Raw genomic sequence first — 13,801 nt, forward strand, 5'->3', positions numbered from 1 at the left:
CACCGCTTTTGTTATGCCTGTGCCGGCTCTACCGCTTCGACCGGTTTAGGCAGCGACGACAGCAGCGCCATGATCAGCGCCGCCACATACGGCAGCGACTGCACCAGCAGCATGGCCACCCAGAAGCGCATGTCATTGCTCGGCAGGCCCTGGACCAGATAGATCCCGGCTGCCGCGCCCCACAACAGCAGCATGATGAACAGTTCTTCCCGCGCTTCCGACAGCGCCACCAGCACGCCGTGGCTGTCGGCGTTTTTCGGTGTGCGGAAGAACGGAATGCTGGTGGTGAAGAAGCCGTACAGCACCGCTTTGGCGATGGTGTGAGACAGCGCCAGCCCCGCCAACGCGGCGGCGAAGGCGTCTTTCATGTTGACCCCGACCGCGCGGCGATACAGGAACACGATCTTGCCCACCTTGAAGAAGAACAGCGCCAGCGGCGGGATCGCGAAGATCAGCAGCGGCGGATCGACCCGCTGCGGCACGATGATCATCGCCGCCGACCAGAGCAGTGCACCGACAGTGAAGAAGATGTTCATGCCATCGGCGACCCACGGCAGCCAGCCCGCGAGGAAGTGGTAGCGCTGGCCACGGGTCAGTTCGGTGTCCTTGCCGCGCAGCAGGCTGGCGGTGTGGCGCTTGATGATCTGGATCGCGCCATAGGCCCAGCGGAATCGCTGCTTCTTGAAGTCGATGAAGGTGTCCGGCATCAGCCCTTTGCCGTAGCTGTTGTGGGAATAGGCGGCGGAATAGCCTTTTTCGAACACCCGCAGGCCCAGCTCGGCGTCTTCGCAGATGCACCAGTCGGCCCAGCCCAGTTCTTCCAGGACCGAGCGCCGGGTCATGGTCATGGTGCCGTGCTGGATGATCGCGTCGCGGTCGTTACGGGTGACCATGCCGATATGGAAGAAGCCTTTGTATTCGGAGTAGCAGAGCTTCTTGAAGGTACTTTCGTTCTGGTCGCGGTAGTCCTGCGGCGACTGCACCACGGCGATTTTCGGGTCGGCGAAGTGCGGCACCATGTGCTTGAGCCAGTTGCGGTCGACACAGTAGTCCGAGTCGATCACCGCGATCACTTCGGCATCCTTGGCGGTATGCGGGATCAGGTAGTTCAGCGCGCCGCCCTTGAAACCGGCCAGGGGCGAAACGTGGAAGAACTTGAAGCGCTCGCCGAGCAGTTCGCAGTGAGCCTTGATCGGTTCCCAGACCGCTGGGTCCTTGGTGTTGTTGTCGATGATCAGGACTTCGTAGTCCGGATAATCCAGCGCGGCCAGGGCATCGAGGGTCTGTTTGACCATCTCCGGCGGCTCGTTGTAGCACGGCACGTGCACAGAGACTTTGGGTCGGTAGGCTTCGTCCGAGTGCACCGGCAGGAATTCCCGGCGCCGCTTGTTCCAGACGGTTTCGGCCAGTTCGTGAGCCTCGGTCAGCAGCACGATGAACACCCCGAGCGCACCGAGGGCGAGCAGGATGCCAACGGTCAGGCTGAACCAGGTGCTGTATTGCTGGCTGTAGTCATAGCCGATCCATACCAGCACCGAACCGCAGAGGAACGCGGTGAAGGTCAGGAAGGTGCGCCCGCGCTGGCGCAGGGCCGAACCGTCGATCAGCAGCAGGGTCAGCGACAGCAAGGCCAGCACCACCGAGCCGACCGCCAGCACCCGCCATTGCGGGATCGCCACAACCGGGCCGGTGAAGTTGAATTTCTGTTGGCGGGCGGCGTTGAACACGCCCCAGTAGGCGCCGACCGAGCCTTCGTCGCTGGCTTTCCAGGGCTGGTCATAGGCTTCGATCACGAAGTAGTTGTAGCCCTGGCGGTTGAGCTTGTTGACCAGGGTGCGCAGGTAGATGGCCTGGTCCGCCTGGGTGGCGTCGGCGCCACCGCGCATGCGGCCGTTGCTCGGCCAGCCGACTTCCGACAGCAGCAGCGGTTTGCGCGGGAACAGGTGCTTGAGGTCGCGAGCGCGGTCGAGCACGAACTGGCCGGCGTCCTTCATCGGGATAAATTCCCAGTACGGCAGGATGTGCGCGGCCACCAGATCGACGTGCTTGGCCAGTTCCGGGTGTTCTTTCCAGATGTGCCACTGCTCACTGGTGGTAACCGGCACTTTGACGGCTGCGCGGACCCGGTCGAGGTACTGGATCAGCGCCTCGGGGGTGATCTCTTCGCGGAACAACGCCTCGTTGCCCACCATCACCCGCACAACGCTGCGCGAGGTATTGGCCAGTTCGATGGCTTTCTGGATTTCCCGCTCGTTGCGCTCCTGATCCGGGCTGATCCAAACGCCCAAGGTCACCCGCAGGCCGAATTCCTCGGCCAGACGCGGGATTTCCGCCTGGGTGCCTTCGACGGTGTAGATACGGATGCTGTCGGTCAGTTTGCTGAGTTGCTCGAGGTCTTCGCGCAGCTCGGCTTCGGTCGGGTACTGACCTTTCTGTGGGCTTTGTCCGAGCCGGAACGGTGAATAGGAGAAACCGGAGATCTGCTCCGGCCAGTCGGGAGCGGAAACCGGGCGGTTGATCAACGCCCAGAACCCGGTGAAAAGCGCGGCGATCGCCATGACAATCACCAGGTTGAGACCAAATTTACGCGATGACATAGATAGTTCGGGTTCCGGAGGGTGGAACGGGCCAGCGCGAGGTGCGCGGATCCAGGGCGACGCTCAGTCATTTACTGCAGCAACGATGACCAGGCAGCCGTTGGATTTCCTTCAGCGGATGAAGTTCTGAATCCCGTGGTTTGTCGTCCAAGACTTTTTGTAGCGTAGGACATATTGGCGGGACCTTAGCAGCATTGGTGCCATCATTACCAATGTGCGGACCGTCCGATGATGTGCCGGGCGGGCTGTCATTGTTCCCCGAGGGGCCTATAATGCGCGCCGGTTTTTCAGGGTTGGGCCCATGACTACAGATGATCCACGCTTCGCCGGTGTTGCCCGGCTGTACGGCCAGAAGGGCCTGCAACGCCTGCGCGCCGCGCATGTCGCGGTGGTCGGTATTGGCGGCGTCGGCTCCTGGGCGGCGGAAGCCATGGCCCGCAGCGGCGTGGGCGAAATCTCGCTGTTCGACCTCGATGACGTCTGCGTGAGCAACACCAACCGCCAGTTGCACGCGCTGGACGGCAATGTTGGCAAGCCCAAGGTCGAGGTCACCGCCGAGCGCCTGCGCGCTATCAACCCGGATTGCACGGTGCATGCGGTGGCGGATTTCGTCACCCGCGACACCATGGCCGAGTACATCACCGAGGAGATCGATTGCGTGATCGACTGCATCGACAGTGTGATGGCCAAGGCGGCGCTGATCGCCTGGTGCAAACGTCGCAAGATCACCGTTATCAGCACCGGCGGTGCCGGCGGGCAGCTCGATCCGACGAAGATCCAGGTCGCCGACCTCAACCGCACGGTCAACGACCCGCTGGCGTCGCGGGTGCGCTCGACGCTGCGCCGCGACTGGAACTTCTCGCGCAACGTCAGCCGCAACTACGGCGTGCCCTGCGTGTTTTCCACCGAGCAGTTGCGCTACCCGGATGTGGAGGGCGGTATCTGCCTGCAGAAGAGTTTTGCCGGTGAGAGCGTCAAGCTGGACTGCGCCGGCGGCTTAGGCGCGGTGATGATGGTCACGGCCACCTTCGGCATGGTGGCCGCGAGCAAGGCGGTGGAGAAACTGGTGGGCGGCGCGCGCCGCCCGGCCGAGCGCAAAAAGGCTCAGCCGCCCGAAGCGAGCTGAGCCATGCGTTGCAGCACGGCGTTCAGGCCGTTGCTGCGCGAAGGGGAGAGCTGTCGGCCGAGGCCGAGCTGATTGAACCAGTTGGGCAGGTCCAGCGCGCGCAGTTCGGCGCTGGACAAGCCCTCGACCCGCACCAGCAACAACGCCAGCAAGCCGCGAATCAAGCGCGCATCGCTGCCCGCGGCGAAACGCCAGCGGCCGTCTGCTTCATGGGCCACCAGCCACACCTGGCTTTCACAGCCATGGACGCGATTGGCGTCGGACTTTTCCTCATCACTCAGCGGCGTCAGCCGTTCGCCCCACTGCATCAGCAGGCGGGCGCGCTGTTCCCAGCCTGCGGCGGCATTGAAGCTGTCGAGTGCCTCTTGTGCACCGGGTGCGAGGCTCATCGCAGCAGCTCCAGAGCCTGATCCAGCGCGTTGAAGAAGTGCAGCAGGTCGTCCGAATCGTTGTACAGCGCCAGCGACACGCGGATCGCGCCGTCGAGCCCGAGGCGATTGACCAGCGGCATGGCGCAGTGATGGCCGGCGCGCACGGCAACGCCTTGCTCGGTCAGCAGGTGCGACAGGTCGGCGTTGTGCACGCCGTCCACCACGAAGCTGGCCAGGGCCGCCTGCGGTGCGCCGAGCAGGCGAACGCCTTCGCGGTCCTGCAGACCGCGCAGCAGATGGCGGTGCAGCGCGGCTTCATGCTCGGCCACGGCGTTCTGGTCGAGGCTGGCCAGGTAGTCCAGGGTCGCGCCGAGGCCGATCACGCTGGCGATCGGTGGCGTACCGGCTTCGAAGCCCAGCGGGGCCGGGCGGAAACTCGATTCTTCGTATCCGGCCAGTTGCACCATTTCGCCGCCGAACTGCCAGTGGCGCAGCAGGGCCAAAGCCTCATGGCGCCCGTAGAGCACGCCGAGGCCATCCGGTCCGTAGAGCTTGTGGCTGGAGAAGACGTAGAAATCACAACCCAGCCGGGCCACATCGTGCCGGCCGTGGACCACCCCTTGTGCACCGTCGACCACGGTCAACGCGCCTTGGGCGCGGGCATGGTCGAGCAACGGCTGCAAGGGCTGCCAGGTGCCGAGGACGTTGGACAGCTGGCTGACCGCCAGCACGCGGGTGCGCGGACCGATCAGTTGCAGGGCCGCGTCGAGGTCGATCTGGCCGCGGCCGTCCAGCGGCAGGATCACCAGCTTCAGGCCGCGGCGTTTGGCCAGTTGCTGCCAGGGCAGCAGGTTGGCGTGGTGTTCGAGGGCGCTGACAGCGATTTCCTCACCGGCCTCGAAACGTCCTTCGAGGGCGTAGGCCAGCAGGTTCAATGCCGAGGTGGCGCCGTGGGTGAAGACGATTTGCCCGCTGGCACTGGCATTGAGCCAGGCCGCAACCTTTTCCCGGCTGGCCTCGAAGGCCTGGGTCGCCAGGGCGCCCGGCAGGTGCTGGGCACGGTGCACATTGGCTGCGCCATGGGCGTAGTAATGGCTCAGCGCATCGAGCAGGGCTTGGGGTTTCTGGGTGGTTGCCGCGCTGTCCAGATAAGTCTGGTGCTGGCGTTGCAGGGCGGCGATGGCGGGAAAGTCCGCGCGCCAGGGAGAGGGTTGGAACATGATCGTAGGGCCTGAATATCGGGTCTGGCGAAAGGCCAGACCCGATCGTACCACTTAGTTGTGGGCGTGCAGCGCTTCGTTCAGCTCGATGGCCGACTTGTGCGTCTTGCACTCGACAGCGCCGGAAACCGAGTTGCGGCGGAACAGCAGGTCGGTCTGGCCGGCCAGGTCGCGGGCCTTGACCACTTTGACCAGTTGGTTCTGCTCGTCGAGCAGTTGCACCTTGGTGCCAGCGGTGATGTACAGGCCGGCTTCGACGGTGTTGCGGTCGCCCAGCGGGATGCCGATACCGGCGTTGGCGCCGATCAGGCAGCCTTCGCCCACTTTGATGATGATGTTGCCGCCACCGGACAGGGTGCCCATGGTCGAGCAACCGCCGCCCAGGTCCGAGCCCTTGCCGACGAAGACGCCCGCGGAAACGCGGCCTTCGATCATGCCCGGGCCTTCGGTGCCGGCGTTAAAGTTGACGAAGCCTTCGTGCATGATCGTGGTGCCTTCGCCGATGTAGGCGCCCAGGCGGACACGGGCGCTGTCGGCGATACGCACGCCGGTCGGCACGACGTAGTCGGTCATCTTCGGGAATTTGTCTACCGAGAACACTTCCAGCAGCTCGCCTTTCAGGCGTGCTTCAAGTTGCTGCTCGGCCAGTTCGGTCAGGTCGATGGCGCCCTGGCTGGTCCAGGCGACGTTCGGCAGCAGCGGGAAGATGCCGGCCAGGCTCAGGCCGTGAGGCTTGACCAGGCGGTGGGAGAGTAGGTGCAGCTTGAGGTACGCCTCGGGCGTCGAGCTCAGCGCGGTGTCTTCGGCCAGCAGCGTGGCGACCAGCGGCTTGCTGCTTTCAGCGAGGCGGGTCAGCAGGGCGGATTGCAGCGGATCGACAGCCTTGATTGCTTCGGCCAGTTGCGCGGCCTGGGACGTGGTGAAGGTGATGGCCTGGTTGCCGCCTTCATAACCCAGCAGCGGGGCGACGGCGGCGACGAGGTCGGCGGCCGGGTTGAGCAGTGGCTGGGCGTAGAAGACTTCCAGCCAGGCGCCTTGGCGGTTCTGGGTGCCGACACCGAAGGCCAGGCTGAACAGGGAAGTGGACATGCAGTTACCTCGTACTGAAATTGATGAAAAGCGTGCGGCTCACTTCAGCGCGGCCGCGTACAGGTCCGGTTTGAAGCCCACCAGGGTCTTGTCGCCCAGGTCGAGTACCGGGCGCTTGATCATCGACGGTTGGGCGAGCATCAGTTCGACGGCCTTGGCCTGGTCGATGTCGGCCTTCTGGGCGTCATCGAGCTTGCGGAAGGTGGTGCCGGCGCGGTTCAGGATCACGTTCCAGCCGTGCTCGTCGCACCAGCGGTTGAGGCTGTCCCGGTCGATGCCCTGGGTTTTGTAATCGTGGAAGGCGTAGTCGATGGCTTGTTCTTCGAGCCAGCTACGTGCCTTTTTCATCGTGTCACAGGCTTTGATGCCGTAAAGAGTGTAAGCCATTGAACATTAAGGGTTGTCGGGCATGCCCGCGGCAACCCCGCGACTCCTCGGAATTTTGGGTGGGCTGGATTATGCGGCAACAACGGGCACGGCGCCACGGCTGTGGCGCCGGCATCGGACATGCGTGTATCAGGTTGCGACGAGTAGCTGCCGGGACTCGATGAAAATCACCCCGGCTTCCTGCATTTCCGCCATTGCCCGCTCCAGCGAGCCGTCGCTGTCGATGGCCCGGCAGGCGTCCAGCACCACATAAGTGACGAAACCCTTGCCCCGTGCATGCAGCGCCGTCCAGGCGACGCAGAAGTCCAGCGCCAGGCCGACCACGTAGACGGTGGAAATACCCTTTTCCTGCAAGTAGCCGGCGAGGCCCGTGGTGGTCTTCTGGTCGGCTTCGGTGAATGCCGAGTAACTGTCCACCGCCGGATTGCCGCCCTTGCGCACGATCAACTGGGTATGGGGGATGTTCAGCAACGGGTGAAACAGCGCGCCCTCGCTGCCCTGGATGCAGTGATCGGGCCACAGCACCTGCGGCCCGTACGGCAATTCGATGACCTCGAACGGCTTGCGGCCGGGATGGCTTGAGGCAAACGAGGCGTGACCGGCGGGGTGCCAGTCCTGGGCCTGTACCACGTTGCGAAAACCGCCGGCGATGCGGTTGATCAGCGGCACGATCTGGTCGCCGCCGGTCACCGGCAGGGCACCGCCGGGAATGAAGTCGTTCTGCACGTCGATGACGAGCAGGGCGCGATCGGGGCTATCGTTGTTCAGGTCTGGGGCCATCGGACGCTCTTCCTTGTAATCACGGTATGGGAGGGTAAAACCGATGCAGCGGGATAAAAGGCTTGTGTAGCATGGTGTTACACATTCTCCGCCGACCTGCGACTTATGTTCAGCGGTCGCTCGGTGGTCGAGGTCGTTACTATATGTGTCCAATGGCACTCGGCTGTCCAGCGTGCCAGGGAATGCTTTCGAATCGAACAGGAAACACGCCGTATGCAGTCAGCCTATACCGTCCTCATCCTGCTGATGCTGGTCAGTGTCTCCAAGCTCGTGGGACGAATGATCCCGCTGCCGTTGCCGCTGGTGCAGATCGCCGCCGGTGCCTTGCTGGCCTGGCCGACCCTGGGCTTGCACGTGGCCCTGGACCCTGAATTGTTTCTCTTCCTGTTCCTGCCGCCGCTACTGTTCTCCGATGGCTGGCGCATGCCCAAGCGCGAACTGTGGCGCCTGCGCGGGCCGATCCTGACGCTCGCGGTGGGGTTGGTGCTGTTTACCGTGGTTGGCGCCGGTTACTTCATCCACTGGATCATTCCGTCCATTCCGCTGCCCGTGGCCTTCGCCCTTGCCGCGGTACTGTCGCCGACCGATGCGGTGGCGGTGTCGGCCATCACCCAGGACCGCCTGCCGACGCCTTTGATGCACATGCTGCAAGGCGAAGCGCTGATGAACGACGCGTCGGGCCTGGTGACCTTCAAGTTCGCCCTGGCGGCTGCCATCACCGGGGTGTTTTCCCTGGCCGAGGCCAGCCTGACCTTCGTCCTGGTGGCGCTCGGCGGCCTGGCCATCGGCGTTGCCTTGAGCTGGCTGGTGGGCCGCCTGCGCACCTGGATGATCGCTCGCGGCTGGGACGACCCGGCTACCCATGTGGTGTTCATGTTGCTCCTGCCGTTCGCCGCTTATGTGCTGGCCGAGCGCCTGGGCGCTTCGGGCATTCTCTCGGCCGTGGCGGCGGGCATGATGCAGAGCTGGCTCGACTTGTTGCCGCGCCAGACCAGTACCCGACTGCTCAACCGCAGTGTCTGGTCGCTGCTGGAATTCGCCTTCAATGGCCTGATCTTCCTGCTGCTGGGCCTGCAATTGCCGGACATCATCAAAGCGGTGACCAGCCACGAAGCCTCGCTCTGGCCGACCCTGGCCTGGCGCTGCCTGGAGGTGGTGGCGATCTTCGGCGTGTTGCTGCTGCTGCGCTACGTCTGGGTGCAGAGCATCTGGCGGCTGATCGGCATGGTGCGTCGCTGGCGGGGCAAGGGCGAGCTGGTGCTGGGCCCGAATGCACGCTCCTGCTGGCTGCTGACCGTGGGTGGCGTGCGCGGGGCGGTGACCTTGGCGGGCGTGATGTCGGTGCCGCTGCTGATCAGTGCCGGCAAGGACTTCCCGGAGCGCGACCTGCTGATTTTCATCGCCGCCGGGGTGATCCTGCTGTCGCTGGTGTCGGCCTGCATCACCTTGCCGCTGTTACTGCGCGGCGTCGAGAAAAGCGCGGACGACGCCTTGCAACAGGAAGCCGATGAAGCCTGGCGCCGCACTGCCGAGGCGGCGATTCATGCGCTGGAAGCAGAAGAAACCGCTGAGCCGGGCGCGCAGCAGGACGCCTCGCAGGCGGCACTGGCTGCTGAACTGAAAGCTCGCCTGATGGCCGAGTATCGCCAGCAACTCGATGCCTATAACGACAGTGCTGAGGCCCGCGCGTTGGCCGAGCAGATGGATCAACTGGAGCGCCGCTTGCGTTTGCGTGCGCTGCGGGCGCAGCGCCTGGAGCTATATCGGCTGCACCGTCATCACGAGATCGGCGACGATGTGGTGCGCAGGGTGCTGGGGGAGCTGGATTTGAGCGAGGCTAATCTGGGGCAGGTGAAGTAGCCACTGCACCTGCTGAGCCGTCAAGGCCTCGCCGGCCGGGGGCGCAAGCAGCAAACTGCGGAGTCCGTGTTGCGTGCGCCTCGACCAAGGCTGTCCGGACGTTACAAGCGGCGCAAGTACTCTTCAGCGGAAATGGTGCCATCCTCGTCGGTGTCGATTTCATCAAGGAGCTGATTGAGGGTGGTTTCCTTGAATCCTTGCTCGAGCATGCGCTCGACGAACTCCGCCCGCGACACAAATCCATCCTTGTTGATGTCCATGGTGTCCAAGACCGCCTGGGCCTGTGCCACCGTTGGTTTTGTATTAGCCATCATGCTTTCCTCGCGATCCTGCTTTAAGGGAGATACCGCGATTCAAGTCTCACAAGGCGCAGCCCGGCTGCACAACTGACAGAAATATCAGTTGTGCAGCCGGGCTGGATTCTGCTGTTGCAGGGGGCTTTGTTCAGTTCTCGATGAACGCGCGGATGCGTTTTGCCGCCTCGACACATTCCGCCAGCGGTGCCACCAGCGCCATGCGCACGCGGCCGGCGCCCGGATTCACGCCGTCAACGTCGCGGGACAGGTACGAGCCCGGCACCACGGTCACGTGCTGTTGCTCGAACAGGTCACGGCAGAACGCGGCATCGTCGTTGCCCGGGACTTTCGCCCAGAGGTAGAAGCCACCATCCGGTTTTTGTACGTCCAGTACCGGGCCGAGGATATCCAGCACGGCGTCGAATTTCTCGCGATACAGGTCACGGTTGTCGCGCACGTGGGCTTCGTCGTTCCAGGCGGCGATGCTCGCCAGTTGGGTCTGCACCGGCATCGCGCAGCCGTGGTAGGTGCGGTACAGCAGGAAGCCCTTGAGGATGTCGGCGTCACCGGCAACGAAACCGGAACGCAGGCCCGGCAGGTTGGAGCGCTTGGACAGGCTGTGGAACACCACGCAACGCTTGAAGTCGCTGCGGCCAAGTTCGGCGCAGGCGCTGAGCAGGCCCGGCGGCGGGGTCTGTTCGTCGAAGTACAGCTCGCTGTAGCACTCGTCGGCGGCGATGACGAAGTCGTACTGGTCAGCCAGGGCGATGAGCTTCTTCAGGGTTTCCAGCGGCACCAGGGCGCCGGTCGGGTTGCCGGGCGAGCACAGGAAGAGAATCTGGCAGCGCTGCCAGACGTCCGCCGGCACCGCGTCGAAGTCCGGGTTGAAGCCGTTCTGGTCCAGGCAGGGCAGGTAGTGCGGCTTGACGCCGGCCAGCAGCGCTGCGCCTTCGTAGATCTGATAGAACGGGTTCGGGCTGATGATCAGGCCGTCATCGCTGCGATTGACCACGGCCTGGGTGAAGGAAAACAGCGCTTCACGGGTGCCGTTGACCGGCAGCACATGGCGGGCAGCGTCGAGCCAGCCGGCCGGCACGCCGAAGCGGCGCTCGCACCAGTGGGCGATGGATTCGCGCAGGGCCGGCAGGCCGAGGGTGGTCGGGTACACCGCCATCTGGTCGAGGTTGTCGGCCAGGGCCTTGGCCACGAAAGCCGGCGAGGTGTGCTTCGGCTCACCGATCGACAGGGCGATGGCGCGCTTGTCCGCCGCAGGGGTGACGCTGCCCAGCAGGGCGCGCAGTTTCTCGAACGGGTAGGGCTGAAGCTGGTTCAAAGCGGTGTTCATCGGCGCGGGTTCTCGTCAAAGCATTAAATGGTCAGGCGAAAGGGTTCATTGCCACTGGCCTGGTCGACGCGCAACTGTTCGACGATCGCGTCCTGCAGGCGGCTGCACAGTTGTGGGTCGGAAAGCGGTTGGTTGTCGGCATCGGTAATGAAGAACACGTCTTCCACGCGCTCGCCGAGGGTGGCGATCTTGGCGTTCTGCAGCGACAGGTCGAAGTCCAGGAAGATCTTGCCGATCCGCGCCAGCAGGCCCGGGCGGTCAGGCGCGATGATTTCGAGGATGGTCACCGGGCGCTGGGCATCGTTGAGGATGGTCACCTGCGGCGCGAAGGAGAAGTGCTTGAGCTGGCGCGGCACCCGGCGATGGATGATGTTCGGGTAGTCGTCCGGGTTGCGCAGGGCATCGGTCAGGCCGTCGCGGATCTGCTTGATGCGCTGCGGGTTGTCGCCGATCGAGCCGCCGTCGTTGTCGAGCACGATGTAGGTGTCGAGGGTGAACTGGCTGCTGGAGGTGATGATCCGCGCGTCATGGATGTTCAGGTTGAGCTGGTCCATGGCTGCCACGGTCACGGCAAAGAAGTCGTGCTGGTCGGGCGCATAAATGAAGATCTGCGTGCCGCCTTCGAATTCGCGCTGGGTGGTTTCCTTGATCAGCACCAGCGGGCCGCCATCGGCGGGCTGCTGGAGGATCGCGTCGGAGTGCCAGGCGACATCGGCGGCGGTATGGCGCAGGAAATAATCGTCGCCCAGTTGCGACCAGAGCTGCTCGACATCGTCCTGGTCGGTGCCTTCGCGTACCAGAATGTCGAGGGCGGCGCTTTGCGTCTGGCGGATCTGCTCTTCACGGTCCAGCGGGTTTTCCAGGCCGCGGCGCAAGGCGCGCTTGGTCTCGGTGTAGAGCTGGCGCAGCAGGCTGGCGCGCCACGAGTTCCACAGGCTGGGGTTGGTGGCGTTGATATCGGCCACGGTCAGCACGTAGAGGTAGTCCAGATGAACCTGGTCGCCAACCATCTGGGCGAAATCGTGGATCACCTGCGGGTCGGAAAGGTCCTTGCGCTGCGCGGTGGTGGACATCACCAGGTGGTTCTGCACCAGCCAGACGATCAGGCGGCTGTCCCAGGCCGGCAGTTGATGGCGCTCGCAGAAGGCTTGCGCGTCCACCGCGCCCAGCTCCGAGTGATCGCCCTGACGGCCCTTGCCGATATCGTGGTAGAGCCCGGCGAGGTACGCCAGCTCCGGCTTGGGCAGCCGGCCCATGAGCTTGCTGGCCAGCGGAAACTTCTCCGACACCGGGGTGTACTGGAGTTTGCGCAGGTGCTTGATCAGGTTGAGGGTGTGGGCATCCACGGTATAGATGTGGAAAAGATCGTGCTGCATCTGCCCGACAATCAGGCCGAACTCCGGCAGGTAGCGCCCGAGGATGCCGTAGCGGTTCATCCGGCGCAGGTTGCGGTGGATGCCGATCTCGCACTTGAACAGCTCGATGAACAGGCTGGTGTTGCGGATATCGTTGCGGAAACTGTCGTCGATCAGGTGACGGTTTTCCCGCAGCAGACGGATGGTGTCGGCGCGAACGCCCTTTATTTCCGGGTGCTGGGCCATCAGCACGAAGATTTCCAGCATGGCGAACGGCGTGCGCTTGAACACGTTCGGGCGCACGGCTTCGATATAGCCATCGTGCAGTTGAAAGCGCGCGTTCAGCGGCTGGGTGGTGCTGCTGGAGTCGTCGGCGAGGATGACTTCCTCGAAGTGCTGGATGATCAGATCGCTGAGCTCGGCAATGCTCATGACCACCCGGTAATACTGCTGCATGAACTGCTCGATGGCGCGCTTCGGGTTTTCATCCTTGAAGCCGAGCAGGGCGGCAATGCTGCGCTGGTGATCGAACAGCAGGCGGTCTTCGGAGCGCCCGGCGAGCATGTGCAGGGCGTAGCGCACTTTCCAGAGGAACTCCTGGGACGAGGCCAGCAGCTTGTTCTCGCTTTCCAGCAGGAAACCTTCGCCTGCGAGGGCGTGCAGGTTCAGGGTGCCGTACTGGCGCCGGGCGACCCAGAGCACCGTCTGGATGTCGCGCAGGCCGCCGGGCGAGCCCTTCACGTTGGGCTCGAGGTTGTATTCGGTGTCGTTGTACTTGTGGTGACGGGCTTTCTGCTCGGCACGCTTGGCCAGGAAGAACTCCTTGCTCGGCCACATGTGCTCGGGGCTGGTGACCTCCAGCATGCGCAGGCGAAGGTGCTCGGGGCCGCTGATGGTGCGGCTTTCCATCAGATTGGTGACCACCGTCAGGTCGGCACGGGCTTGTTCGGCGCATTCGTCGACGGAGCGCACGCTCTGGCCGACTTCCAGGCCGATATCCCAGAGCAGCGTCAGAAAACGCTCGATCGAGTCGCGGAAAATCTCATGATCGGCGCTGTCCAGCAGGATCAGCAGGTCGATGTCCGAGTGCGGATGCAGCTCGCCGCGACCGTAGCCACCTACCGCAACCAGGGCGATATCGGCATCTTCGCTCCAGTCGAACTGGTTCCAGGCCTGTTGCAGGATATTGTCGACGAACCAGGCGCGGTCCTCGATCAACCGGCGGATATCGCGGCCCTCGCGGAACCGTTCATCGAGCACTTCGCCGGCACGGCGAATGGCTTTCTTGAAGGCCGCGATCGGGCTTGACTTGAGGGCCAGTTCCGCCTGGAACTGGCCACGGTCGAACAGCTCGGGATCCACCTGTGGCATCGAG

The 13,801-nt window shown here is 63.9% G+C and carries 11 protein-coding genes; 2 read left to right on the forward strand and 9 right to left on the reverse strand.

Features of this window, described 5'->3' with window-relative positions; translation table 11 throughout:
- Positions 1 to 11: 11 nt before the first annotated feature.
- The gene (locus HWV67_RS10910; protein WP_175651238.1) at positions 12 to 2,597 is read right to left on the reverse strand and encodes a glycosyltransferase; all 2,586 of its coding nucleotides are present in this window, start codon (positions 2,595 to 2,597) and stop codon (positions 12 to 14) included.
- A 301-nt stretch (positions 2,598 to 2,898) separates the two neighbouring features.
- Between HWV67_RS10910 and tcdA the strand changes: the two genes are divergently transcribed.
- Positions 2,899 to 3,723 (forward strand): tRNA cyclic N6-threonylcarbamoyladenosine(37) synthase TcdA, encoded by an 825-nt coding sequence (tcdA, locus tag HWV67_RS10915; protein ID WP_095154107.1) that lies wholly within the window; start codon positions 2,899 to 2,901, stop codon positions 3,721 to 3,723.
- On the opposite strand, the gene HWV67_RS10920 is transcribed toward tcdA, so the two are convergent.
- The 5 genes from HWV67_RS10920 to pncA form a co-directional block, all read right to left on the reverse strand.
- On the reverse strand, positions 3,702 to 4,112 hold the full coding sequence (locus tag HWV67_RS10920; protein WP_175651239.1) for a SufE family protein: 411 nt from the start codon (positions 4,110 to 4,112) through the stop codon (positions 3,702 to 3,704). The two genes, tcdA and HWV67_RS10920, sit on opposite strands and share 22 nt — an antisense overlap.
- Complete coding sequence (locus HWV67_RS10925; protein WP_175651240.1) at positions 4,109 to 5,314, reverse strand: aminotransferase class V-fold PLP-dependent enzyme; 1,206 nt, start codon at positions 5,312 to 5,314, stop codon at positions 4,109 to 4,111. The genes HWV67_RS10920 and HWV67_RS10925 overlap by 4 nt, the downstream gene beginning before the upstream one ends.
- 54 nt (positions 5,315 to 5,368) lie before the next feature.
- Positions 5,369 to 6,403: a 2,3,4,5-tetrahydropyridine-2,6-dicarboxylate N-succinyltransferase gene (dapD, locus tag HWV67_RS10930; protein ID WP_175651241.1), complete on the reverse strand. Its 1,035-nt coding sequence runs from the start codon at positions 6,401 to 6,403 to the stop codon at positions 5,369 to 5,371.
- 39 nt (positions 6,404 to 6,442) lie between these two features.
- A complete protein-coding gene (locus HWV67_RS10935; RefSeq protein ID WP_095154103.1) occupies positions 6,443 to 6,790 on the reverse strand; it encodes an ArsC family reductase in 348 nt (115 codons plus the stop codon).
- Positions 6,791 to 6,919: 129 nt separating this feature from the next.
- A complete protein-coding gene (gene pncA / locus HWV67_RS10940; protein ID WP_175651242.1) occupies positions 6,920 to 7,570 on the reverse strand; it encodes a bifunctional nicotinamidase/pyrazinamidase in 651 nt (216 codons plus the stop codon).
- A 213-nt stretch (positions 7,571 to 7,783) separates the two neighbouring features.
- Here pncA and HWV67_RS10945 point away from each other — a divergent pair, with 213 nt between their 5' ends.
- Positions 7,784 to 9,430: a Na+/H+ antiporter gene (locus HWV67_RS10945; protein WP_175651243.1), complete on the forward strand. Its 1,647-nt coding sequence runs from the start codon at positions 7,784 to 7,786 to the stop codon at positions 9,428 to 9,430.
- A gap of 101 nt (positions 9,431 to 9,531) precedes the next feature.
- Here the strand turns inward: HWV67_RS10945 and HWV67_RS10950 are convergent, their stop codons facing one another.
- The 3 genes from HWV67_RS10950 to HWV67_RS10960 all read right to left on the reverse strand — a co-directional run bounded on the left by HWV67_RS10950 (position 9,532) and on the right by HWV67_RS10960 (position 13,797).
- Positions 9,532 to 9,741 carry an EF-hand domain-containing protein gene (locus HWV67_RS10950; protein ID WP_175651244.1) on the reverse strand — a complete coding sequence of 70 codons (210 nt, stop codon included), beginning with the start codon at positions 9,739 to 9,741 and terminating at the stop codon, positions 9,532 to 9,534.
- A 133-nt stretch (positions 9,742 to 9,874) separates the two neighbouring features.
- Positions 9,875 to 11,071, reverse strand: coding sequence for a succinyldiaminopimelate transaminase (dapC, locus tag HWV67_RS10955; protein ID WP_175651245.1), 1,197 nt, complete (start codon positions 11,069 to 11,071; stop codon positions 9,875 to 9,877).
- 23 nt (positions 11,072 to 11,094) lie between these two features.
- Positions 11,095 to 13,797, reverse strand: a complete 2,703-nt coding sequence (locus HWV67_RS10960; protein WP_175651246.1) for a [protein-PII] uridylyltransferase — start codon at positions 13,795 to 13,797, stop codon at positions 11,095 to 11,097.
- Positions 13,798 to 13,801 lie beyond the last annotated feature (4 nt).

Origin of the sequence: Pseudomonas sp. Marseille-P9899 (assembly GCF_903166565.1) — a bacterium.
GTDB classification, from domain to species: domain Bacteria; phylum Pseudomonadota; class Gammaproteobacteria; order Pseudomonadales; family Pseudomonadaceae; genus Aquipseudomonas; species Aquipseudomonas huaxiensis.

Bases quoted from the DNA above. Each gene is read 5' to 3' on its own strand.
- HWV67_RS10910 (WP_175651238.1), bottom strand. From the start codon at position 2,597: ATGTCATCGCGTAAATTTGGTCTCAACCTGGTGATTGTCATGGCGATC.
- tcdA (WP_095154107.1), top strand. From the start codon at position 2,899: ATGACTACAGATGATCCACGCTTCGCCGGTGTTGCCCGGCTGTACGGC.
- HWV67_RS10920 (WP_175651239.1), bottom strand. From the start codon at position 4,112: ATGAGCCTCGCACCCGGTGCACAAGAGGCACTCGACAGCTTCAATGCC.
- HWV67_RS10925 (WP_175651240.1), bottom strand. From the start codon at position 5,314: ATGTTCCAACCCTCTCCCTGGCGCGCGGACTTTCCCGCCATCGCCGCC.
- dapD (WP_175651241.1), bottom strand. From the start codon at position 6,403: ATGTCCACTTCCCTGTTCAGCCTGGCCTTCGGTGTCGGCACCCAGAAC.
- HWV67_RS10935 (WP_095154103.1), bottom strand. From the start codon at position 6,790: ATGGCTTACACTCTTTACGGCATCAAAGCCTGTGACACGATGAAAAAG.
- pncA (WP_175651242.1), bottom strand. From the start codon at position 7,570: ATGGCCCCAGACCTGAACAACGATAGCCCCGATCGCGCCCTGCTCGTC.
- HWV67_RS10945 (WP_175651243.1), top strand. From the start codon at position 7,784: ATGCAGTCAGCCTATACCGTCCTCATCCTGCTGATGCTGGTCAGTGTC.
- HWV67_RS10950 (WP_175651244.1), bottom strand. From the start codon at position 9,741: ATGGCTAATACAAAACCAACGGTGGCACAGGCCCAGGCGGTCTTGGAC.
- dapC (WP_175651245.1), bottom strand. From the start codon at position 11,071: ATGAACACCGCTTTGAACCAGCTTCAGCCCTACCCGTTCGAGAAACTG.
- HWV67_RS10960 (WP_175651246.1), bottom strand. From the start codon at position 13,797: ATGCCACAGGTGGATCCCGAGCTGTTCGACCGTGGCCAGTTCCAGGCG.